The following is a 22,911-nucleotide window of genomic DNA, read 5'->3' as shown; positions in this document are numbered from 1 at the left end:
CATGTCACGGCAGCAGCCGCGCGCGGCGGGCCTTCGCCACCGCCTCGTGCCGGGTGTGCGCGGCGAGCTTGGCTGTGGCGCTGCGCAGGTAACTCTTCACCGTCTCGGGTTTGAGCGAAAGCCGTTGAGCTGCTTCGGCGTTGGTGCAGCCCAGGGCCACCTGCGCGAGCACGTCGAGTTCGCGTGCCGACAGCACAGCGGCCGGTGCCGATCTGCCCCTGGCCAGCCGGTCGGCCAGCAGCCGCAGTTGGGCCTGCAGCGCGGGCGGCGACGACGGGTCCGCGGCCAGCTTGCGCAGCTGGGCGTGCACCTCGCGGACCTCCTCGCTGGCCGCGCCGCCCACCTGATGCGCGTCGCGCATCCGCAGTCGCCGGTCGACTTCGTCGCGGATGCTCAGCTCGCGGCTGAGCCGCCTTGCCGACGCGATCATCAGATCCGCGGTGCGGTCGCCGATCGGCGCCGCCGCCCGGTAGGCGCCGTACAGCACCGCCCGCGACCGGCCGTCCACCACGACCGGGACCGCGACGATGGACCTGATGCCCTCCTGCAGCACCGGTCCGTCGTAGTGGTGGGTGATCGAAGAGGCGCTGCGGTAGTCGGCCACCGACATCGGCCGGCGCGACACCAGGGTGGCCCCGCCGAGGCCCGCGCTGGGCAGCACCGCGAGCCCGCGCATGCCCGCGGTGCGGGCGCCGAAGAACTCGGTCAGCAGCAGGGTGTCGTCGTGTACTTCACCGCCGAACAGCAGCGGCATGCCCGACTCGTCGGCGACCCGCCTCAACTCTGCCCGCAACGCGTCCGCGTCACGCGGGCGGAGTAGCGAAGCGCCGGTTCGCAATCGGAACACCCTCTTTCGGGGGTAGCGTGGGGCCAACTGTGACGTAGATCCTATCCGCCATGACGACCAACACCGACCTGTATCGCACCGCGCGCGATCAGCTAGTTGACCTAATCGGCGACTATGACAAGGCCGTCGAGGCGTTCGCATGGCCCGCGCTCAGCGGCACCTTCAACTGGGCGACCGACTGGTTCGACGTGATCGCCCGCGCAAACGACCGCACCGCGCTGTGGATCGTCGAGGAGGGCGGCGACGAGCAGAAGGTCACGTTCGCCCAGATGGCCGACCGCTCGGACCGCGTCGCGACGTGGCTGGCCGGGTTGGGCGTCGGCAAGGGCGACCGGGTGATCCTGATGCTGGGCAACCAGGTCGAGTTGTGGGAGGCGATGCTGGCCGTCGCCAAGCTGGGCGCAGTGATCATGCCGACCACCGGGGCGTTGGGACCGGCGGACCTGGCCGACCGGATCACCCGCGGCGGCGCCCGGTTCGTCATCGCCAATGTGGCCGACGCCGCCAAGTTCGACGACGTCGAGGGCGACTACACGCGGATCGCCGTCGGGGCGCCCGTCGAGGGCTGGCATCACTACGCCGACGCCTACGACGTCGAATCGGCGGGACCGTTCCGTGCGACCACGAATGTCGACGACTCGATGCTGATCTACTTCACCTCCGGGACGACGAGCAAGCCGAAGCTGGTGGAGCATTCGCAAATCAGCTATCCGGTGGGGCATCTGTCGACGATGGCGTGGATCGGGGTGCGGCCCGGCGATGTGCATCTGGCGATCAGCTCACCGGGCTGGGCCAAACACGCATGGAGTTGCTTCTTCGCGCCGTGGATCGCCGAGGCGACCATCTTCGTCTACAACTACAGCCGGTTCGACGCCGCCGCGCTGCTCGATCAGCTGCGGCGGGCGGAGGTCAACACGTTCTGTGCGCCGCCAACGGTGTGGCGCATGCTGATTCAAACCGACCTCGGCGCGAAGCCGGCGGGCCTGCGCGAAATCCTCGGTGCGGGTGAGCCGCTCAACCCAGACGTCATCGCGCAGGTCGAGCGGGCGTGGGGGCTGACCATCCGCGACGGGTTCGGTCAGACCGAGACCACGCTGCAGGTCGGCAACACGCCGGGTCAGCCGGTGAAGCCGGGTTCGATGGGGCGGCCGATGCCTGGCGTACCGGTGGTGCTGATCGACCCGGTCACCGGCGAGTTGGCCGACGAAGGGGAGATCTGCCTTGACCTGCAACGCAATCCGGTCAGCCTGATGACGGGTTACCTCGGCGACGAGAAGCGCAATGCGGCGGTGATGGCGGGCGGCTACTACCACACGGGAGACGTGGCTGCGCGCGATGAAGACGGCTACATCACCTACATCGGCCGCACCGACGACGTGTTCAAGTCGTCGGACTACAAAGTGTCGCCGTTCGAACTGGAGAGCGTGTTGATCGAGCATCCCGCCGTGGTGGAGGCGGCGGTGGTGCCCCAGCCCGACGAGACCAGGCTGTGCGTGCCCAAGGCGTACGTTTCGCTGGCCGAAGGCTGGGCACCGAACGCCGAGACCGCCCGCCAGATCATGGAATACGCGCGCGACCATTTGGCGCCGTACCTGAAGGTACGTCGCGTCGAGTTTCACGAACTGCCCAAGACGATCTCCGGCAAGATCCGCCGCGTCGAGTTGCGCCGCCGCGAAGAGGCCGGCCAACCGATCGAGACCGAATTCCGCTACGAGGATCTGGTGAAATGAAGTCCTACGACGCAGGGCCGACCGACATCCCGATCCTCGAAGAGACCATCGGGGCCAACTTCGAACGCATCGCGGCCAGCTACCCGGACGGCGACGCGCTGGTCGACGTCGCGCAGGGGTTGCGCTACACCTACGCCGAGTTGAACGCCGAGATCGACCTCGTCGCACGGGGTTTGATGGCGATGGGCATCGAGAAGGGGGACCGGGTCGGCATCTGGGCGCCGAACTGCGCGCAGTGGACCATCACCCAGTACGCGTTGGCGAAGATCGGCGCCATCCTGGTCAACATCAATCCGGCGTACCGCACGCACGAACTCGGCTACGTGCTCAACCAGTCCGGCACGCGGATGCTGGTGGCCGCGACCTCGTTCAAGACCTCGGACTATGTCGCGATGGTCGACGAGGTGCGCCCCGAGATGCCGCACCTGGCCGAGGTGGTGTTCATCGGCACGCCTGGTTGGGACGCGTTGCGGGCCGGCGCCGACCAGGTCAGCACGGAGGCGTTGGCGCAGCGGATGGCCGCGCTGGTCAACACCGAGCCGATCAACATCCAATACACCTCGGGCACAACAGGTTTCCCGAAGGGCGCGACGCTGTCGCACCGCAACATCCTGAACAACGGGTACTTCACCACCGAACTGATCAAGCTGGGGCCGACTGATCGGCTGTGCATCCCGGTGCCGTTCTACCACTGCTTCGGCATGGTGATGGGAAATCTGGGATGCACCAGCCACGGTGCCGCGATGGTGATCCCGGCGCCGGGCTTCGATCCTGCGCTGACGTTGAACGCCGTCGAGCAGGAGCGCTGCACCGCGCTGTACGGGGTGCCGACGATGTTCATCGCGATGCAGAATCATCCCGAATTCCCTGAGCGCGACGTGTCGTCGCTGCGCACCGGGATCATGGCGGGGTCGGTGTGCCCGGTCGAGGTGATGAAGCACTGCGTCAACGACATGAACATGTCCGAGGTTGCGATCGCCTACGGCATGACGGAGACGTCGCCGGTGAGTTGTCAAACGCGGATCGACGACGATCTGGAACGGCGGACGTCGTCGATCGGCCGGGCCCACCCGCACGTCGAGATCAAGATCGTCGACCCCGAGACGGGCGACGAAGTGGAGCGCGGCCAGCCCGGCGAGTTCTGTACGCGGGGCTACTCGGTGATGCTGGGATACTGGGATGAACCCGAAAAGACCGCAGAGGCAATCGATTCCGACGGCTGGATGCACACCGGCGATCTGGCGGTGATGCGGGAGGACGGCTACTGCAACATTGTCGGCCGCATCAAGGACATGGTCATCCGCGGCGGCGAAAACGTCTACCCCCGCGAGATCGAGGAGTTTCTCTACACGCATCCCGACGTCGAGGATGCCCAGGTGATCGGTGTGCCCGACCGAAAGTATGGCGAGGAGATCTGCGCCTGGATCCGGATGAAGCCGGGCAGGCCGCCGCTCGACGCCGAGGCCGTCAAGGCGTTCGCGACCGGGAAGCTGGCGCACTACAAGATCCCGCGGTATGTGCACATCGTCGGCGAGTTCCCGATGACGGTCACCGGCAAGGTGCGCAAGGTGCAGATGCGCGAGGAATCGGTCAAGCTCCTCGGCCTGTGATTTTGCGCCGAAACGGCATTCCAGCACAGAAAGTGCGAGAAGAAGCGTGCCGGAATGCCGTTTCGGCGGGGTGTCGGTGGCCAAGGCCACTATGCGGCCATGGGGGAGATCATCATCGGCAGCGAGGCTGTCGTGAATGGCATCGTGACGCGTCGCGAGCTTCGGCGGGGTGTCGGTGGCCAAGGCCACTATCGACCGCTCTATCCAAACGTGCATCGTGAGCGAGGCAGGGATCCGTCGCTGCATGACAGGACCGCCGGCGCGTGGCTGTGGTCGAAACGCAACGGCATCATCACTGGCGTCGCGGCGTCAGCGTTGCACGGCGCGGAATGGGTCGACGACGACGTTCCAGTCGAACTCTTGTGGAACAGCACGCATCCGCCTGACGGCATCATCGTTCGCAACGAGCGCACCAGCGACGACGAGTGGGAAATCTTTGGCGGGCTTCGCGTCGCGACTCCCGCACGCACAGCGTTCGATCTCGGCCGCTATTTGAGGCGGGACCGGGCGCTGGCGCGTCTCGACGCGCTGATGCGCGCGGCGCCGTTCTCGATCGAGGACGTCATGCTGCTCACCAAGCGCTACCAGGGGGCGCGCGGCGTCGCGAAACTCAAGGCGGTGTTGCCGCTCGTCGATGGTGGTGCCGCCTCGCCGCCGGAGTCACGGTTGCGGTTGCTGTTCATCGATGCGGGTCTGCCCAAGCCCACCACGCAGATCGTCATTTACGACGAGTGCGGTCGGTATGTGCGCACCATCGACATGGGTTGGGAGGACTTCAACGTCGGCGCCGAGTACGACGGCGACCAGCATCGGACCAGCAGGACGCAATACGTCAAGGACCTTCGGGTGTGGCCCAAGCTGGCGGCGTTGGGTTGGCACGTCGTGCGGGCCATCAAGGAGGACCGCGACGCGGACCTCGTGAGGCAGGCTTGGGATGCGATGGTGGCCCGCGGCTGGCGGCCCACTTGACCGCCAAAACTAGGCCAATAGCGGGCTCAGCCGCGCGGCGTACTCCTGCAGAGTGCCCACCTGACGACGCAGCAGGTCGGCCTGCTCGTCGCGCCCCGACATCGCCAGCGCCGCCACGAGCGCACCGGCCGACGACCGCACCGGCACCGCAATGCACGCATAGCCCTCGCGCAACTCGCCGGTCTGCGCGGCCACCCCCTCAGCCCGGACAGCCGCGAGTTGCTCGGCCAACGCGGTGCGCGACGTCACCGTGCGATCAGTCAGCGCCGCAAGCGGATTCACCAGCAGGCTGTCCACATCGCGCTTCTCGGCGAGCAGCAGCTTGCCGACGCCGCAGGCGTGCAGATGCCGATTCAGCACCGATTCGTCTGCGGGCGGCGGATATTCGCTGTCCGCATCGGCGATCCGGACCGCCGTGTTGGTGAAGTAGAACAAATGCACACCGAATCGGACCGACAGCCGCAACTCGCCGAGCACCTCGCGTGCCGCGGTACACACGATCGGCGACACCGCCGCGTCGATCAACACGCCCATCCGCGGCCCCAGCGAGAAGCCCGAAAGGTCCGGCAGTCGAACCACATAACCGTCGGCGACCAACAGGTTCAGCAGCCGATAGGTGGTGGCCGACGGCATCGACAACTGCTCAGCTATCTCCTTGGCCGTCACCCCGACGCCCGCCCTGGCGACCTGCTCGAGCACCTGCAGGGCGCTCTGCACGGCCTTCGGCTGACGGCCCGACAGCGATCCGTCCACGGGGCTCATCGCCGAACCTCCCATGGGTTGTAATCGGCGAAGACGTCACCGGTGACCGTCTCGTCGAACACGCCGATGCGATGCGCCAAGTCCGGAATGGTCCGCCTGCGCACCGCGTACACGGCCAGCCCGACCGCGATCAGCGCCGCATAGATCGCCGTGGCGATCCACACCGGCGAGTCGACGGTCAGCGCCGCCCAGACGATGATCGCCACCATCACCGCCGCCGTTATCAGCCCGACAAGCAACGGCGCCAAAGTCAATTCGCCGATGCGGCGCAGGAACGCAGGCGTCGCCAGACACACCAGCAGGTACGCACCGACATAGCCGTGCGCCGACACCGCCAGCAGCCCGATCAGCACCTCACGGCTCGAACCGACGACGAACAGATACCCGACCGGCACCAAGACGATGAACGGCATCGCCGCGCACAGCGCGATGTGCGGTGTGCGGAAACGTCGGTGGGCGTGGCCGACCCGTTCACTGACCACCCCTTCGCGGCCCATCGCGAACAGCGTCCGCGACAACGCGGTCGTCGAACCGATGACGCACGCGAACCACGACCCGAGGATGCCGAGTTCCATCACGATCGACAGCGCCGTCGACCCGGTGCCCGCCGAAGATGGCAGTGACAGCACGATCGGCGTCGACCCGATCCCCGCGCCGACCGTGCCGCGCGCCTGCATCGCCGCCGCGAACGTGTACAGCACACCCAACGCCAACGGCGTCCACCGGATGGCCCGCGTGACGGTGACGAACGGGTTGCGGGCCTCACGGGCCACCGTGCCCGCGCTCTCGAAGCCGACGTACGACGTGATGGCCAGCAGCAGCGCGAATCCGAGCGCTGAATGCGATTGCCCGCCATCGGTTCTGGGTGCGCCGGCCACGACGGAGCCGGTGAACACGATGACGAGCACCACGGCGGCGACGACGATCGCGAATACCTCGATGGTCAGCGAGATGCGCGCCGACAACCTGATACCGCGAATCATCAGCAGCAGCGCCGCGGCACCCACCAGCACCGCCAGACACGCGGTGGTGAGTCTGCCGTCGGGGATCCCCAGCCGGCCGAGCAGCGCGCCCAGATAGCTTGCGGCGCCAAGCGTGCTGGCCATCGCGGCGGCCGCGTACCCGATCACCACCGACCAGCCCGCGACGATGCCCGGGACCGGACCGAGCCCTTTGACGGTGTAGCTGTACAGCCCGCTGACCGCGACCATGCGGGTGGAGAACTGGCCGATGCAATAGCCGACCGCCGCCATCAACAACGCCGTCACCACGAACACCACCAGCGGCCACCGGCCCGCCGCGGGGATCACGAGCGCGGGCAGCGTGACCATCACCGCCGACGGCGCCACCGCCGACACCGACTGCCCGAGCACCTGAGCGAACGACAGCTGCGCCCGCCGCAACCCCGACACAGGCGACGTGCTCCGCATGGCCCGACTCGCGCCCATCCGTCGGAAGGTAGTCCATCACCCATCCGGGGGCGGGCGATCGCAGGTAAATCTTGAAAATCTTCAAATGAGAATCGTTCGTCGCCCCGCCGCCGGAAACCGCCACGAATCAAGCCCAACTGGGTATTCGCGGCGACCCGAATGAGAATGCATCCGCCATTTCAAATGAGAATGTCCCGCGCCGAAATACCCATTCGAAATAAGTGGTGACGCGCACCACATCGGCGCGTAATCATGACCCGCATGACCACTCTGCTGAGCACCGATCTGGATCCGAGAACCGTCGACTTCATGTCGCGCCCGCGGCAGATGTACATCGACGGCCAGTGGGTGCACGCCGCGTCGGGCCAGACGTTCGAGACCGTCGACCCCGCGACCGAACAGGTCATCACGACGGTCCCGCACAGCGGACCCGAGGACGTCGACAAAGCAGTGCGGGCGGCCAGGCGCGCATTCGAGACAGGCACGTGGCCGACGCTCACCCCCGCGCAACGGCAGCAGATGATCTGGCGCATCGCCGACGGCATCGCGCAGCGCGCCGATCAGTTCGCCCAACTCGAGACCATCGACAACGGCAAGTCGGTAGCCGTCGCCAAGGCCGTCGACGTGACCTGGGCCGCCGAGATCTTCTACTACTACGCAGGCTGGACCACCAAGATCGAGGGCCGCACCGTGCCGGTGTCGGTGCCGTGGGCGCCGGGCGCCCGCTTCCACGCGTTCACGCTGCGTGAGCCGGTCGGCGTGTGCGCGCAGATCATCCCCTGGAACTTCCCGCTGGTGATGGCCGCGTTCAAGGTGGCACCGGCGCTGGCATGCGGTAACACCGTGATCCTCAAGCCCGCCGAGCAGACCCCGCTGACCGCGCTGCTGCTCGCGGAGGTCATCGCCGAGGCCGGCGTCCCGGACGGCGTTGTCAACGTACTCACCGGATTCGGCGACGTCGGCGCGGCGCTGTCGGCGCATCCCGACGTCGACAAGGTCGCGTTCACCGGTTCGACGGAGGTCGGCCGCAAGATCGTCAACGCCGCATCGGGCAACCTCAAGAAGGTCTCGCTGGAACTCGGCGGCAAGAGCCCGCAGGTGGTCTTCGCCGACGCCGACCTCGACGCCGCGATCCCCGGCGCGGCCAGCGGCTTCCTGTTCAACCACGGCCAGACCTGCACCGCGGGCACCCGGTTGCTCGTCGAAGACCGCATCTTCGACGAGTTCACCCAGGGCGTCGCCGAACTCGCCCGCGCGCAGAAGATCGGCCCGGGCCTCGACCCGACCAACGACATCGGCCCGCTGGTCTCCCGCGAGCAGTTGACCAAGGTGACCGGATATCTCGACGCCGGCATCGGCGACGGCGCTCGCGCGCTGGCGGGCGGCGGCCGCCACGGCGACACCGGCTTCTACGTCCAACCCAGCCTGCTCGTCGACGTCCGAGAGGACTTCAGCGTCTACCGCGAAGAGATCTTCGGGCCCGTCGCGGTCGCGATCCCGTTCAACCGCGACACCGGCGTGCGGGCCGCCGCCAACGACACCCCGTACGGGTTGGCCGCCAGCGTGTGGACCCGCGACGTGTCGACGGCCCACAAGGTCGCCGCCCAGATCAAGGCGGGCACGGTATGGGTAAATTGCCACAACGCATTCGACACCGCGCTGCCTTTCGGCGGCTACAAACAATCGGGCTGGGGGCGCGAACTCGGCGAAGGAGCGATCGCCGAATACACCCAGACGAAGGCCGTCAATATGGCCCTTTAACGCATTATCCGCGTCAAATGAGAATTCGACGCGAAGCCATTCTCATTTCACCTCCCGAAACCCATTCCCACGACGAAAGCTGACTGCCATGACAACCGATGCCCTCGCATCCGGAGCCCAGCTCCGCGAGCGTGAACCCCACCGATTGGCCGGTCGACTGGGTCCGGCCGCGATCGTCTTCATGGTCGTCGCGGCCGCCGCCCCGTTGACGGTCGTCGCGGGGACGTTCCCGATCGGGATTGCCGCGGGCAACGGCGCCGCGTACCCGGCGTCGTACGTGGTGTGCACCGCGATCCTGATCCTGTTCGCGGTCGGGTTCACCGCGATGGCCAGACATGTGCCTGGCGCGGGCGCGTTCTACACATACGTCGGTCACGGCCTTGGCAGGCACGTGGGGCTGGGCGCTGCCTTCCTCGCGCTGCTGTCCTATACCGCGGTACAAGGCGGTGTGTACGGCTACCTGGGCGCGGCCGTCAACGAACTGGTCACCTCACACGGCGGCCCATCGGTGCCGTGGTACCTGTATGCGCTGGCGATGATGGCCGTCGTCGCCACCCTCGGCTACCGGCACATCGAACTGTCCGGCAAGGTGCTCGGTGTCCTGCTGATCTGTGAGGTCGGCATCGTGATGGTGATCAATCTCGCGGTCATCGGGCACGGCGGCAACGACGGAATCTCAGCTGCCGCTTTTGATCCGGGCAAATTCTTTTCCGGGGCGCCCGGCATCGCGCTGATCTTCGCGCTCGCGGGCTACATCGGGTTCGAGGCCACCGCGGTGTTCCGCGACGAGGCCCGCGACCCGGCGCGCACCATCCCGCGTGCGACGTATCTGGCACTGCTGCTCATCGGCGGCTTCTACGCACTGTCGAGTTGGGCGCTGGTCAGCGCATGGGGCGACGACGGTGCGGTGAAGATGGCAACGGACAACCCCGAGGGCATGCTCACCGAGACCGCGACCCGCTACGTCGGTTCTGTGGCAGGTGACCTGGTCCAGATCTTCCTGATCACCAGCCTGTTCGCCGCGCTGCTGTCATTCCACAATGTGCTTGCGCGGTACGTCTTTTCGCTCGGCAACACCGCTGCACTGCCGTCGACGTGCGGTCGCAGCCACGCCAGGCACGCGTCGCCGCACGTCGCCTCCGCGGTGCAGACCGTGTCGGCGCTGGTGCTCGTCGCGGTGTCCGCGCTGGCAGGTCTCGATCCCGTCACCCAGGTGTTCGCCTGGTTCGTCGGGATCTCGTCGGTCGGCATCATCGCGTTGATGACGCTGACGTCCGTCGCGGTCGTCGTGTACTTCCGGCGCAGCAAGGTCGACACCAGACCGTGGCACACCATGGTCGCTCCCGGGCTCGGATTGCTCGGTCTGGCAGCGCTACTCGTGATGACCACCCTCAATCTGCCGCTGCTCGTCGGCGGTTCGAGCACCACGGCCGCCGTCCTCGGCGTCCTCCTGGTCGGCACCTTCGCGGGCGGCGCCGTACTCGCCGTACTGCGTCCGACCGCCGGCCACCCGTCAATCGAAAAGGAGATCTCCCGATGAGCACCGCCACCATCGAGACCGTCGACCAGACCGCCTCTGCGGCCCCGGATCACCCGTTGACCCCACTGACGGCCGACGAGATCCGGGCAGTGCGCCGCATCGTCGACGGCCACGGTCTGCTCGGCGAGAACGTCCGGTTCGTCTACACCGCGCTCGATGAACCGCGCAAGGACACCGTGCTGGCGTTCAAACCCGGTGACCCGATCGAGCGGCGCGCCCGAGTTCTCTTGCTGGACAGGGCGACCGGACTCGGCACCGACCTCGTGGTGTCGGTCACCGGCGACTGCGTCGTGACCCAACAGTCGATCGACGCTGGGACCGATGGGCACGTCCCGATCCTCGACCAGGAGTTCGAGGATATCGAGGCGTTCCTGCTCGAAAGCCCAGAATGGCTTGCGGCAATGGAGAAGCGCGACCTCAACCCGACCGATGTGCGCGCCGTCCCGTTGTCCGCAGGGGTGTTCGGGCACGAGGACGAGGTCGGCAGGCGAGTGGTGCGGGTGCTGGCGTTCTACCAGTACGACGCGGCCGACCTGCCGTGGGCGCATCCGATCGACGGCGTCGTCGCATACGTCGACCTGACCGCGCGGCGCGTCACGAAGGTCATCGACGAACTCGACCTGCCGGTACCCGCCGAACGAGGGGAGTGGAACGCCGAACCGCACGCGGTTTTAGCGCGCACCGACCTCAAGCCCATCGAGATCAGCCAGCCCGAAGGGCCGAGCTTCTCGGTCGACGGTAACCAAATCACCTGGGCGGATTGGACATTCAGGTTCGGGTTCGACATCCGCGAGGGATTGACGCTGCACCAGGTCGCGATCGGTGGTCGCCCGGTGGTGTACCGCGCGTCGATCGCGGAGATGGTGGTGCCCTACGCCGACCCGTCGCCGGTGCGCTACTGGCAGAACTACTTCGACCAGGGCGAGTATCTGTTCGGCCGCTACACGAACTCACTGGAACTGGGCTGCGACTGCCTCGGCGAGATCAAGTATTTCGACGTGACGATCGCCGACGAGCGCGGTGAGCCACGGGTGCTCAAGCATGCGATCTGCCTGCACGAGGAGGACTTCGGCGTGCTGTGGAAGCACACCGACATGTTCAACGGTATGGCCGAGACCCGTCGGTCCCGCCGACTGGTGATCTCCTTCTTCCTGACCATCGGCAACTACGACTACGGCTTCTACTGGTATCTCTACCTCGACGGCACGATCCAACTCGAGGCCAAGGCGACCGGCATCGTGTTCACCTCGGCGTATCGCGGACCGGACGGGTTCGCGACAGAGATGGCGCCCGGTCTCGGTGCGCCCTTCCACCAGCACCTGTTCTCCGCGCGCCTGGACATGGCGGTCGACGGCAATGTCAACGTCGTCGAGGAGGTCGACGCGGTTCCGGTGCCGATCGGGCCGGACAACCCGTGGGGCAACGCGTTCCGAGCGCAGAAGACCAAACTGACCCGCGAGTCGGATGCCAAGCGGGTGGCCGACAACCTCAAGGCGCGGGTGTGGCACATCACCAACCCGACCAAGCAGAATCGGCTGGGTCAGGACGTCGGCTACGCGCTGTATCCGGAGGGCCAGCCGGTGCTGCTCGCCGACCCGTCCAGCTCGATCGCCCAGCGCGCCGCGTTCGCCACGAAGCACTTGTGGGTGACGAAATACGATCCGGCCGAACGGTATTCGGCGGGCCAGTTCGTCAACCAGCATCCCGGCGGGGCGGGCCTGCCGGCATTCACCGCGGCTGACCGCAGCATCGACGGCGAGGACATTGTCGTGTGGCACACCTTCGGGCTCACACATTTCCCGCGCCCGGAGGACTGGCCGGTGATGCCGGTCGACTACGCCGGCTTCAAGCTCAAACCGCAGGGCTTCTTCGACCGTAATCCGGCGTTGAACGTTCCGGCTGCGCCGCGGGCCCATTGCTGCGACGATTGACCTCAGAGATGCGCCGAAACGGCATTCCAGCACGGAAAGTGCGAGAAAAGGCGTACCGGAATGCCGTTTCGGTGCAAGAGGGATGAGTTTTGTTCGTTTGATGTGTCTGTACCTGTATGAGGAGTGAGATGCTCACCGCCACGTCCGCCACCCTCGGGCGACGGGCGTGCGCGGTGCTGGCCCTGACGTCGGCGGGATTGCACGCCGCGATGCTGGGTCACGCGTCGAACGTGCTGACGGCGGGCCTGCTGGCCGCGATGATCGTCGCCTGCGGGTATTGCGCCCGCGACCTGTGGATGCGCGGGTCGATCCGGGCGTGGTGCGTGGTGGGCCTGATGAACATCGCGATGATCGCGGTGCATCTGCCGATGCCGGCCCACCACCACGACATGCCCATGCCCGCCATGGCGCAGCAATCCACACTGATGGGTCTGGCGACGGGCATCGCGGCGGTCGAGGCCGCCGTCGCGATGGCGGTGTTGTTCTACCGCACCCGCGCGAACGCCGAACGGATCAGCGGTTCGCCAGCCCGCTGAGCCGCCACGCCACCGCGCGCTGCGCCGCAGGAACTCGGCCCGCCAGGCTGATCACGGTGTTGCGGATCGGCCGCACCGATCGCGGCAGCGTCGCCAAACGCGTTAGCTTGTCGGTCATTTCGACGACCTGCTGCGCGATCGGACGCCGTGCCGCGCTGTACTCGTCGAGCACCCGCTCAGGTGCGCCGTCGAGCACCGCGGCCAGCGCGTCGGCCAGTGCAACGGCGTCCTGAATACCCAGGTTCATGCCCTGCCCTCCGGCGGGGCTGTGCACATGCGCGGCGTCACCTGCCAACACCAGGCGTCCGGCCCGGTACGTGTCGGCGACCCGATGGTGGATCCGGAACCGCGAGCCCCAGACAACCTCGGTGACGACCATCCGGCCCGTGCCAAGTCCGCGCTCGTCGAGAAGTTGCTGAATGAACGCCGCCGACGGCTGCTCAGGGGCGTCGACGACCGGTGCCACGATGCGGAAGATGTCGCCCGGCAGCGGCGCCACCACCGTCATCCCCGCCGTGGCCCAGAATAGGATGACCTCGTCGGTCGGCGCCTCGCCGCGCAACCGGACATCGGCCAGCACGAACGACTCCTGATATTCGCCGCCGTGAAAGCCGATGCCTGCCTGCTCGCGCACGATGCTGTGAATGCCGTCGGCGCCGACGAGATAACGCGCCCGGATCACCTCACCGTCGTCGAACGTGGCGCTCACCCCGTCGGCATCCTGCGCCACCGCGGTCAGGGTCTTCGGCCGGATCACCGTGCCGCCCAGTTCGGTCAGCCGATCGAGCAGCAACCTCTCCGTCGTCGACTGCGGCACCATCAGCGAGTACGGGTACTCGGTCGGCAGCCCCGAGAAGTCGACCGGAATCAGCGTGCGCCGCCCGTCGCGGATCGTGAACCGCGGCGCCTGGATGCCTTCCTTGACCAGCCTGCGGGACACGTCGAGGTCGTCGAGCACCTCGAGCGTCCGGGCATTGACCACCGCGGCGCGCGACGTGTTGGCACCCGCGGCCTGCCGGTCCACCACTGTGGTGCTCACACCCTTCGTGACCAGCGACGCGGCCAACGCGAGCCCGCTCGGGCCTGCCCCTACGACGAGTACATCGGTGTCGGTCATTTCCTCTCCTTTGGTCGTATGCCAACGCTTGTTGGCATAACTATGCGCGCGCCCATCGGCGATGTCAACACTTGTTGGCCTACACTTGTTGGCATGCGTCGATCGTCAGCCGAAACGAAGGAAGTGATCCTGGCCGCGGCCAGGCAGCGGTTCGCCGAGTCCGGCTACGAGCGCGCCACCATCCGGGCCATCGCCGCCGACGCCAACATCGACCCGTCGATGGTGATGCGCTACTTCGGCAACAAAGACCAGTTGTTCGCGGCGGCGGCCGACTTCGACCTGCAGCTGCCCGACTTCGCCACCGCCGAGCACGACCAACTCGGTCCGCAGTTGGTCGGCTACTTCATGGATCGCTGGGAACGCGACGAGGCCCTGGTCGTGCTGTTGCGATCGAGCACGACGAATGCCGAAGCGGCGCAACGCATGCAGGAGATCTTCGCCGGCCAGCTGTTACCCGCGATCACCAAGATCAACGCCGACGACGCACCTCGGCGCACCGGGTTGATCGCCACCCAGATGCTGGGTCTGGCGCTGTGCCGCTATGTGCTGCGGCTGCCGCCGGTGACGGCCATGTCCCACGACGAGGTGGTCGCCTGGCTGGGCCCGACCATCCAGCGCTATCTGACCGGCCCGCAATAATTGGCGGTGATGTGGACCCCGACTCTCGTCCTAATCGCCCTCACCACCCTCGCGGGCTGCGTCACGCTCGGCGGAGGCCTGTACGAGGTTCTCGTCGTCGACCCGGCGTGGCCCAAGCGGCCCGGCATCATCCAGCCCCGCAACGGCGGCGTCTTTCGCACGAGGTTCTGGCTGCCCGCGCACACGATCTTCGAGGTGCTGCTGATCGTCGCGCTGGTGGCGGCCTGGCACGACGTCGACGCGCGGGCCGCCCTGCTGGTCGCGTTGGCCAGCCACGTCGTCATGCGGGTGTGGTCGTTGGCGTACTTCATCCCCAAGGCGTTGGCGTTCGAGAAGGCCGACCCCGCGACCGTCGACGAGGCGTCCGCGGTCCGCTGGACCCGCCGCAGCCTGCTGCGTCTGCCGTTCGACGTGGTTACGTCCGCCGCGATGCTTGCCGCGCTGGTGGGGTATAGCTGAGCCATGACCATCTCGACCGACGACGTGCGACGCCTGTTACAAGCCGACGATGCCAACGCCGTGCTGGTGTTGGTGGAGGGGCGGACGGAGGTGATCGGCGCGGGGCAACTCGCGGCGGAGCAGTACCGCGGCGCGCTGGAAGTCGTCTCGCGCGAGGACTTGGTGAAGCGATTGGGTGACGCGCCGTCGGACCACGACATCGCCGAACAGGCCGCTCAACTCGACGCCGCGGTCAACGAATTGGGCGGTTGAAACGGTCAAGCCTCGATCTCGCCCGCGATCTTTCGCTCGATACCGGATCGTGTCCTCGCGGGCAGCACGATGAGCCCGTCGAGCTCCTTCTGCGCCCGCGTGTAGGCGCTCTGCCGCTCCTGCGGTGTCGCCCCCTCGTCCGAAGCCAGCCGCAGCAGATGCTGCCCACGGGCCAGCCGTTCCTGCGCCTCGGCGGAGAAATCACTGCGCCGCCGCCGGATCGCCTCCGACTCCGCGACATCGAACGCGGACACGTATTCGGCTACCGCGTCCCGGTATTCGAGTTGCGCGGCCCGGTCGTCGAGGATGTCGTCGACGTGGTCGGGCCGCAGCAGATCAGCGCGGCTCTTGGCCTTGTGGAAGCCGATGGTCAACGGATCCCGCATATCGGTCATCAGCGGGAAGTCCAACAGCTTCGCGATGTCGAGTTCGTATTCGAGCCAGCGCTCGTCGGTGCGGTTGTGCCGCTCGAGCACCTTGGCCATCTCCCGCTTGTAGCCGGCTTCGTTGGCGCGTGCACGGCCGGAGGCCTCGGCGAGCGCGACCTTGGTCTGCTGCTTGATGCGGTACCGCTCGAGTCGGCGCTGCGCCCGCCGCTCGTTGGCCACCGCGACCGCGCGCACCGCCCCGCCGACAGCGCCCATGAAGGGGAAGATCAGCCACCAGAAGTGGCCCGCGAACTCGAACACAGGTGCCACAAGGCCAGCATGCCATCAGTCGGGATGGGTCGCGGAAATCGCGTGCGCGATAAGGTCGGCGACCCCGTCGGGATCGCTGAGCATCCGCAGGTGATCCCAGTCCCGACGCGTCACCCACCAGCCGAGCCGTTCGGCTTTGTCCGCGGCGGCGTCGAACGGCGCACCGAGACGGACGAACGCGCACGCGATCGAATCCGCGAACCGTGCGGGCGGCGCCGGTTCGTCGAAGTACGCCACCGGTAGCTGCGGATTCTGACCGATCAATCGGTCGCGTCGCGCCGCATCGGGCACCAGTTCCGCGAGCGTCCCGGGTGGGAACCATTCGTGATACGGCGGCAGCACACCGTCGTCGACCAGGCCACGCAACTGTCGCTCCAGCCCCGGTGGCGCGGTGTCGAACCAGCTGCGTCCCGGTTGCGGCAGCATGGCGTCGACGAACACCGCTGCTCGTACCCGGTCGCCGAGCCCCTCGGCGACGACTGGCAGCAGCGCACCCGCGGCGCTGTGTCCGACGAGCGCGACAGCACCCTCGCCGTCGACGGCGGCGGCCGCCGCCGTGGCGTATTTCGGGTAGTACGGCCCACCCGCCGCCGCCACGCCGGTCAGATCAGGGACCAGGCACCGGAACCCGTTCTGCTGCAACACCTCTGCGACGTAGTGCCACGTCGACGGCCCCGCCACCGGGCTGTGCACGAACAGCAACGTTGGGCTCACAGCCCGATCCGCCGGTACCGCCCAAGCCGTGCCGCCAGCCGCTCATGTGCGGGCACCGAACGCAGCGTGTGCAGTTCGTTGGCGATCGTCGCCGACAACCTCAGGGTGAACGCCATCGGCTCGTCGGCGGCGTCGGGATGCTCGGGCACGATCGCGTCGACGATTCCGTCGCGTAACAGGTCTGCCGATCGAATGCCCTGCGCGGCAGCCAGTTCCGGCGCATGCGCGACGTCGCGGTACACGATCGCGCTGGCGCCTTCCGGCGGTAGGGGCGCCAGCCAACCGTGCAGGGCGGCCAGCACCCTGTCCGCGGGCACCATGGCCAGCGCAGGCCCGCCGCTGCCCTGACCGAGCAGCACCGAAACGGTCGGGGTGTCCAGCGTGACGAGTTCGGCCAGGCAGCGGGCGATTTCACCGGCCAACCCGCCCTGTTCTGCCTCGGTCGACAAGGCGGGGCCCGCGGTGTCGATCACGAGCACCAGCGGCAGCCGCAACCCCGCCGCCAACGCCATACCGCGCCGGGCTTCTCGCAGCGCCGCAGGGCCGACCAGACCTCCGACCACCCGCTGCTGTCCGAGCACGACGGCAGGCTGGCCGCCGAACCGGGCCAGGGCCAGCATCATCGTGGCGGCCTCGCCGCGCTCGGTGCCCGACAGCAGCAGTCGCTCAGTTGTGCCGTGCCGCAACAGGTATCCGACGCCGGGCCGATCGGGGCGCCGCGATGCCTCGACCGACGCCCAGGCCCCGACGTCCGGGATCGGATCAGCGGTAGGCATCGCAGGCGGTGCACCTGCCGGATCGGCCACCACCGTCAATGTGCGGTCCAGCGTCGCGCGCAGCGCGTCCAGCGGCACCACGCCGTCGATGACGCCGTGCCGGTGCAGGTTCTCCGCGGTCTGCACACCCGCGGGGAACGGTTCGCCGTACAGGTGCTCGTACACCCGCGGGCCGAGGAAGCCGACCAGTGCGCCAGGCTCGGCCGCGGTGACGTGACCGAGCGACCCCCACGACGCGAACACGCCGCCCGTGGTCGGGTGGCGAAGGTAGACGAGGTAGGGCAGGTGCTGTTGTTTGTGCAGTTCGACGGCGGCGGCGATCTTGACCATCTGCAGGAATGCGACGGTGCCCTCCTGCATCCGGGTGCCGCCCGAACTCGGCGACGCCAGCAGCGGCAGCCGCTCGGCCGTCGCCCGCTGTACCGCGGTGGTGATGCGTTCGGCGGCGGCCACCCCGATCGAGCCCGCCAGGAAGTCGAACTCGCACACCACCAAAGCGACCCTGCGGCCGAGCACCGTGCCATCGCCGGTCACCACCGCCTCGTCGAGCCCCGTTCGTGCCGACGCGTCGGCGAGCTCGCGGCGGTATTCTTCGCTGCCGGCGACGGCCACGGGCGGGGTGTCCCAGCTGCGGAAGGAACCCCGGTCCAGCACGGCGTCGCGCAGGTCAAGGGCACCGATCCGGCTCACAGCACGAGGCTAATAGGCTGCACCCATGATTGGTGTGACCCGCGACGGCAACGTGCTGACCCTCGAGATGCAGCGTGCCGAACGACGCAACGCGCTGAACGGTGAGCTGGTCGACAGCCTCCGCGAAGCGATCGAGAAGGCCACCACCGAAGACGTCCGCGCCATAGTGTTGACCGGTCAAGGACACGTGTTCAGTTCCGGCGCGGACCTGTCCGACGCACAGGGCGTGGCCGACGAGCTGCCGGACAAGGCCAAGGCGCTCAACCTCGCGATCGACGCCGCACCGGTTCCCGTCATCGGCGCGATCAATGGACCTGCGATCGGCGCAGGCGTCATCCTCGCGATGATCTGCGACCTGCGTGTCGTCGCGCCCGACGCCTACTTCCAGTTCCCGGTCGCGAAATACGGCCTGGCGCTGGACAACTGGAGCATCCGGCGGTTGACGTCACTGGTAGGCGCCGGCCGGGCAAGGGGCATGCTGTTGGCCGCGGAGCGGCTCACCGCCGATGTCGCGCTGCAGACCGGAATGGCCAACCGGATCGGCACCCTGGCCGACGCGCAGGCATGGGCGACGGAGATCGCCGGATACGCGCCGCTGGCCCTGCAGCACGCGAAGCGGGTGCTCAACGACGACGGCGCCTACGAAGACCCGTGGCCCGAGCATCAGACCCTGTTCGACAAGGCGTGGGCGTCGCAGGACGTGATCGAGGCCCAGGTGGCCCGCATCGAGAAGCGGCCACCGAGATTCCAGGGGGCCTGATGGTGGTGCGCGCCGCCCTGCGCTTCGGCTTCGGCACGGCATCACTGCTGGCCGGAAGTTGGGTGTTGCGCGCGTTGCACGGCGCTCCCGCCGCGCTGGGTGCCTCGCCCGCCGAGATCGCGGAGGTCGCCTGGCGCTCGCCGAACTTCCGCGACGGCGCCTTCACCAACGTCGACCCGGCGTCTGGCATCAGCCTCGACCGCGAAGAACAGCGGCGCATCGTCTGGGAATTGATCGGCTCGCGGGGACAGTCGCGGCCGTCGGGATCGATCCCCGTGGTCGAACCCGCGCCAGGCGAGACGGCCGCATCGCGTCTGGCGGTGCGCTGGTTCGGGCACTCCTCGGCGCTCATCGAGGTCGACGGCTACCGCGTGCTGGCCGATCCGATCTGGAGTCGCCGCTGTTCACCGTCCCAGACGGTGGGTCCCGAGCGGTTGCACGAGGTGCCGGCGCCGTTGGAGGCGCTGTCCGCCGTCGACGCCGTCATCATCAGCCACGACCACTACGACCACCTCGACATGGAGACGATCCTGGGGTTGGCCCGCACCCAGCGGGCGCCCTTCGTGGTGCCGCTCGGGGTCGGCGCACATCTGCGCAAGTGGGGGATTGCCGAGAGCCGCATCGTCGAACTCGACTGGAACGAGAGCCACACGATCGCCGATCTGACACTGGTGTGCACGCCGGCCCGGCACTTCTCGGGACGACTGTTCAGCCGGGACACCACGCTCTGGGCGTCATGGGTGCTCGCAGGCCCGCAGCACCGTGCGTTCTTCGGCGGCGACACCGGCTACACGAAGAGCTTCGCCGAAATCGGAAGTGACCATGGCCCTTTCGACCTGACGCTGCTGCCGATCGGTGCATATCATCCGGCGTGGCCCGACATCCACATGAACCCGGAAGAAGCCGTGCGCGCCCATCTCGACGTCGCCGAGGCCGACACTGGGCTACTCGTGCCGATTCACTGGGCGACGTTCCGGCTCGCGCCGCACCCGTGGGCGGAGCCGGTCGAGCGTCTGTTGCGGGCCGCCGACTCCGCGAACGTGCACGTGGTGGTGCCCAAACCCGGGCAACGTGTCGGTCCCGACACGTCGTCGGTGCAACCGTGGTGGCAGCTTTAGACCCGGTGCGGGCAACGCAGAAAAGGAGCACGAATGGATCGCTTCGTTGGAACTTCCGGATGGCCCTCGCTGCGAGTCGACGACTGGACGCCAACGCGCGACACGCTGCATATGTGGACGCAGATCGTGGGCAAGGTCCGGTTGGCACATATGCCGCTGATCAATCATTGGTGGCAGGTCACGTTGTACGTGAGTCCTCGCGGGCTGACCACCGGCGCGATCCCGTACGGCAATGCGCTATTCGACATCGAGTTCGACTTCATCGCCCATTCTCTTGAGATCCGTCACAGCGACGGAAGCGCACGTTCGGTGCCGCTGCAACCCAAGCCGGTGGCCGAGTTCTACCAGGAAACCCTTTCCGCGCTGGACAGTCTGGGTATCTCGACGCGAATCGCCGCTCGCCCCAACGAGGTGAGCGACGCCATCCCGTTCCCTGAGGATTACCGGCACGCCGAGTACGACGCCGAGGCCGCACACGCCTTCTGGCAGCAGCTCATACAGGCCGACCGCGTCATCGGCGAATTCCGCGCGTCATTCGTTGGTAAGGTGAGCCCTGTCCATTTCTTCTGGGGCTCTTTCGATTTGGCATGTACCCGGTTTTCGGGCAGGCCCGCGCCCAAGCACGCCGGCGGGGCACCCAACTGTCCCGACTGGGTGATGGTGGAGGGCTACTCCCGCGAACTGAGTAGTTGCGGCTTCTGGCCGGGCGGCGGCGAGGAGGGCGCGTTCTACGCCTATGCCTATCCCGAACCCGACGGCTTCGGCGGCTATCCGGTGCAGCCCGATGCCGCGTTCTACAGCGATGAGTACCAACAATTTCTGCTCCCGTATGAGGCGGTGCGCACCTCGTCTCACCCGGACCAGACGCTGCTGCACTTCCTGCACAGCACGTACGAGGCTGCTGCCGAACTCGGCGGTTGGGACCGCGCAGCACTCGAGGACGACCCGCAGCGCCTGCGACGTGACTCATGACGGAAGAACCGGTCCTGGTGCTGGGCGCCACTGGTGGGCAAGGCGGCGCAGTGACCGCCGCGCTGATCGAGCGGGGCGCCCGCGTACGTGCGATGGTGCGCAGGCCCGAGGGGCCGTCCGCGCGGCGACTACTCGACGTTGGCGTCGAAGTCGTCGCAGGCTCACTCGATGACAGTGCGGCGCTGAATGCGGCGATGCGTGGTGTTGCCGCGGTGTTCGCGCTGACCACCCCCTTTGAAGCAGGAGTCGATGCCGAGGTGGCACAGGGCCGGACAATCCTTGCCGCGGCGGTGGATTCGCAGATCCCCCACATGGTGTTCAGCTCCGTCGCAAGCGCCGATCAACACAGCGGGGTGCCGCACTTCGACAGCAAGGCGATCATCGAAAACGAGTTGATTGCAACAGGGTTGCCATACACGGTCACTGCCCCCACCTACTTTTTCGACAATGCCCTCGGTGGACTCGACCAGCTCTCGGCGGGGATTCTCGAACTGCCTCTCCCGCCCGACGGTGCGCTGCAACAGCTGGCCCGCGCCGATCTGGGGAGCTTCGTCGCGAAGGTCCTTCTCGACCCCGAGCGCTACGTTGGACAACGCATCGAGCTGGCAGGAGATGCCGTCACTCCGCGCGAGATGGCCGCCGTGTTCAGCGAGGTGTTGGGCCGACCCGTCCGGCATCGTCAGACGCCGCTTGACTCGATCGGCAATCCTGACATGCACGCCATGTGGCGGTTCCTCAACGGACCCGGATACCGAGTCGATATCGAAGCGCTACGCGTGGCGAACCCTGACATTGCCTGGACATCGTTTGCCGAGTGGGCCCGCCGCACTTTCGAAACCTCTAGGGGGACAACATCATGACGCCCTTGTCCGGCAAGCGTGCACTGGTGACCGGCGGCTCACGCGGAATCGGCGCCGCGATCGTTGAGCGGCTCCTGGCGGACGGCGCCGAGGTGGCGTTCACCTACGCTTCGTCGGCCGCGCCCGCGAGTTCGGCGGCGGCGATCAAAGCCGATAGCGCAGACGCGCAGCAGGTGACCGCGGCGGTCGATCAGACGGTGGAGCGCCTTGGCGGGCTGGACATCCTCGTCAACAACGCCGGGACAACGACGTCGGCCACGGTCGAATCCGTGTCCATGGAGCAGTTCGACCGGATGGTCGCGATCAATGTTCGTGCGGTGTTCGCGGCTGTCCAGCGAGCGGTACCTCATCTGGAGGCCGGCGGCCGCATCATCACGATCGGCAGCATCTTCGCCGACCACGTCCCACGCCCCGGCAGCGCCGTGTACGCGATGACGAAGGCCGCGGTCGCTGGGTTGACACGCGGACTGGCCCGCGAACTGGGCCCCCGTGGCATCACCGTCAATGTCGTCCAGCCAGGTCCGACCGCCACCGACTCCAATCCGGACTCGGGTGAATTCGCCGACGAGATGCGCCAACGCACCGCACTCGGGCACTACGGCCGCCCAGAGGACATCGCCAGCGCGGTGGCATACCTCGCCGGCCCGGACGCCGGCTTCATCACCGGAATCAGCTGGAACGTCGACGGCGGATTCGCCGCGTGAGGCACATGTGCACAACAACTGCACACCCGACGGGCT

At 67.4% G+C, this 22,911-nt stretch carries 22 protein-coding genes; 15 read left to right on the top strand and 7 right to left on the bottom strand.

What is annotated here, in order from left to right:
• Positions 1 to 4 precede the first annotated feature (4 nt).
• A complete protein-coding gene (locus A5724_RS27940) occupies positions 5 to 838 on the bottom strand; it encodes a helix-turn-helix transcriptional regulator (RefSeq protein ID WP_067810031.1) in 834 nt (277 codons plus the stop codon).
• Positions 839 to 897: 59 nt separating this feature from the next.
• Between A5724_RS27940 and A5724_RS27935 the strand changes: the two genes are divergently transcribed.
• From A5724_RS27935 to A5724_RS27925, 3 genes are all read left to right on the top strand, one after another.
• On the top strand, positions 898 to 2,577 hold the full coding sequence (locus A5724_RS27935; RefSeq protein WP_067809921.1) for an AMP-binding protein: 1,680 nt from the start codon (positions 898 to 900) through the stop codon (positions 2,575 to 2,577).
• A complete protein-coding gene (locus A5724_RS27930) occupies positions 2,574 to 4,187 on the top strand; it encodes an AMP-binding protein (protein ID WP_067809919.1) in 1,614 nt (537 codons plus the stop codon). Before A5724_RS27935 ends, A5724_RS27930 begins: the two co-directional genes overlap by 4 nt.
• 99 nt (positions 4,188 to 4,286) lie before the next feature.
• A complete protein-coding gene (locus A5724_RS27925) occupies positions 4,287 to 5,156 on the top strand; it encodes a hypothetical protein (protein ID WP_197518801.1) in 870 nt (289 codons plus the stop codon).
• A 9-nt stretch (positions 5,157 to 5,165) separates the two neighbouring features.
• Here the strand turns inward: A5724_RS27925 and A5724_RS27920 are convergent, their stop codons facing one another.
• Entirely contained in the window at positions 5,166 to 5,918 is a 753-nt protein-coding gene (locus A5724_RS27920) for an IclR family transcriptional regulator (protein ID WP_067809913.1), read from the bottom strand.
• Positions 5,915 to 7,366 carry an APC family permease gene (locus tag A5724_RS27915; protein ID WP_067809911.1) on the bottom strand — a complete coding sequence of 484 codons (1,452 nt, stop codon included), beginning with the start codon at positions 7,364 to 7,366 and terminating at the stop codon, positions 5,915 to 5,917. The genes A5724_RS27920 and A5724_RS27915 overlap by 4 nt, the downstream gene beginning before the upstream one ends.
• A 243-nt stretch (positions 7,367 to 7,609) precedes the next feature.
• Here A5724_RS27915 and A5724_RS27910 point away from each other — a divergent pair, with 243 nt between their 5' ends.
• The 4 genes from A5724_RS27910 (at position 7,610) to A5724_RS27895 (ending at position 13,116) form a co-directional block, all read left to right on the top strand.
• Positions 7,610 to 9,109 (top strand): aldehyde dehydrogenase family protein, encoded by a 1,500-nt coding sequence (locus tag A5724_RS27910; protein WP_067810028.1) that lies wholly within the window; start codon positions 7,610 to 7,612, stop codon positions 9,107 to 9,109.
• An 88-nt stretch (positions 9,110 to 9,197) separates the two neighbouring features.
• Positions 9,198 to 10,649: an APC family permease gene (locus tag A5724_RS27905; protein ID WP_067809909.1), complete on the top strand. Its 1,452-nt coding sequence runs from the start codon at positions 9,198 to 9,200 to the stop codon at positions 10,647 to 10,649.
• A complete protein-coding gene (locus A5724_RS27900; RefSeq protein WP_067809907.1) occupies positions 10,646 to 12,580 on the top strand; it encodes a primary-amine oxidase in 1,935 nt (644 codons plus the stop codon). Before A5724_RS27905 ends, A5724_RS27900 begins: the two co-directional genes overlap by 4 nt.
• 128 nt (positions 12,581 to 12,708) lie before the next feature.
• A complete protein-coding gene (locus A5724_RS27895; protein ID WP_067809904.1) occupies positions 12,709 to 13,116 on the top strand; it encodes a hypothetical protein in 408 nt (135 codons plus the stop codon).
• Here the strand turns inward: A5724_RS27895 and A5724_RS27890 are convergent.
• Entirely contained in the window at positions 13,094 to 14,233 is a 1,140-nt protein-coding gene (locus A5724_RS27890) for an FAD-dependent oxidoreductase (RefSeq protein ID WP_067809901.1), read from the bottom strand. The two genes, A5724_RS27895 and A5724_RS27890, sit on opposite strands and share 23 nt — an antisense overlap.
• A 93-nt stretch (positions 14,234 to 14,326) precedes the next feature.
• On the opposite strand from A5724_RS27890, the gene A5724_RS27885 reads away from it, so the two are divergent.
• From A5724_RS27885 to A5724_RS27875, 3 genes are read left to right on the top strand one after another with little or no spacing between them, the layout of a single operon-like run.
• Positions 14,327 to 14,872, top strand: a complete 546-nt coding sequence (locus tag A5724_RS27885; RefSeq protein WP_067809899.1) for a TetR family transcriptional regulator — start codon at positions 14,327 to 14,329, stop codon at positions 14,870 to 14,872.
• Between the two features lie 9 nt (positions 14,873 to 14,881).
• A complete protein-coding gene (locus A5724_RS27880; protein ID WP_067810026.1) occupies positions 14,882 to 15,331 on the top strand; it encodes a hypothetical protein in 450 nt (149 codons plus the stop codon).
• A gap of 3 nt (positions 15,332 to 15,334) precedes the next feature.
• Positions 15,335 to 15,583 (top strand): hypothetical protein, encoded by a 249-nt coding sequence (locus A5724_RS27875; protein WP_067809897.1) that lies wholly within the window; start codon positions 15,335 to 15,337, stop codon positions 15,581 to 15,583.
• Positions 15,584 to 15,588: 5 nt separating this feature from the next.
• Here the strand turns inward: A5724_RS27875 and A5724_RS27870 are convergent, their stop codons facing one another.
• The 3 genes from A5724_RS27870 to A5724_RS27860 are packed head-to-tail and all read right to left on the bottom strand — an operon-like array spanning position 15,589 to position 18,461.
• On the bottom strand, positions 15,589 to 16,281 hold the full coding sequence (locus A5724_RS27870; protein ID WP_197518800.1) for a hypothetical protein: 693 nt from the start codon (positions 16,279 to 16,281) through the stop codon (positions 15,589 to 15,591).
• A gap of 15 nt (positions 16,282 to 16,296) precedes the next feature.
• Complete coding sequence (locus A5724_RS27865) at positions 16,297 to 16,995, bottom strand: alpha/beta fold hydrolase (protein WP_067809895.1); 699 nt, start codon at positions 16,993 to 16,995, stop codon at positions 16,297 to 16,299.
• A complete protein-coding gene (locus A5724_RS27860) occupies positions 16,992 to 18,461 on the bottom strand; it encodes a carboxyl transferase domain-containing protein (RefSeq protein WP_067809893.1) in 1,470 nt (489 codons plus the stop codon). The genes A5724_RS27865 and A5724_RS27860 overlap by 4 nt, the downstream gene beginning before the upstream one ends.
• A gap of 25 nt (positions 18,462 to 18,486) precedes the next feature.
• Between A5724_RS27860 and A5724_RS27855 the strand changes: the two genes are divergently transcribed.
• Genes A5724_RS27855 through A5724_RS27835 form a run of 5 tightly spaced genes read left to right on the top strand, consistent with a single transcriptional unit; the run spans position 18,487 to position 22,875 of the window.
• Entirely contained in the window at positions 18,487 to 19,221 is a 735-nt protein-coding gene (locus tag A5724_RS27855) for an enoyl-CoA hydratase (protein ID WP_067809891.1), read from the top strand.
• The gene (locus A5724_RS27850; protein ID WP_197518799.1) at positions 19,221 to 20,339 is read left to right on the top strand and encodes an MBL fold metallo-hydrolase; all 1,119 of its coding nucleotides are present in this window, start codon (positions 19,221 to 19,223) and stop codon (positions 20,337 to 20,339) included. The genes A5724_RS27855 and A5724_RS27850 overlap by 1 nt, the downstream gene beginning before the upstream one ends.
• Positions 20,340 to 20,372: 33 nt before the next feature.
• A complete protein-coding gene (locus tag A5724_RS27845; RefSeq protein ID WP_067809889.1) occupies positions 20,373 to 21,311 on the top strand; it encodes a DUF5996 family protein in 939 nt (312 codons plus the stop codon).
• Positions 21,308 to 22,171: an NmrA/HSCARG family protein gene (locus A5724_RS27840; RefSeq protein ID WP_067809887.1), complete on the top strand. Its 864-nt coding sequence runs from the start codon at positions 21,308 to 21,310 to the stop codon at positions 22,169 to 22,171. Before A5724_RS27845 ends, A5724_RS27840 begins: the two co-directional genes overlap by 4 nt.
• The gene (locus tag A5724_RS27835; RefSeq protein WP_067809884.1) at positions 22,168 to 22,875 is read left to right on the top strand and encodes an SDR family NAD(P)-dependent oxidoreductase; all 708 of its coding nucleotides are present in this window, start codon (positions 22,168 to 22,170) and stop codon (positions 22,873 to 22,875) included. Before A5724_RS27840 ends, A5724_RS27835 begins: the two co-directional genes overlap by 4 nt.
• Positions 22,876 to 22,911 lie beyond the last annotated feature (36 nt).

Source organism: Mycobacterium sp. ACS1612 (genome assembly GCF_001667505.1).
Lineage (GTDB): Bacteria > Actinomycetota > Actinomycetes > Mycobacteriales > Mycobacteriaceae > Mycobacterium.
Note: the sequence above shows the minus strand (reverse complement) of the source record. Positions and strands in the feature narration are given on the sequence as shown.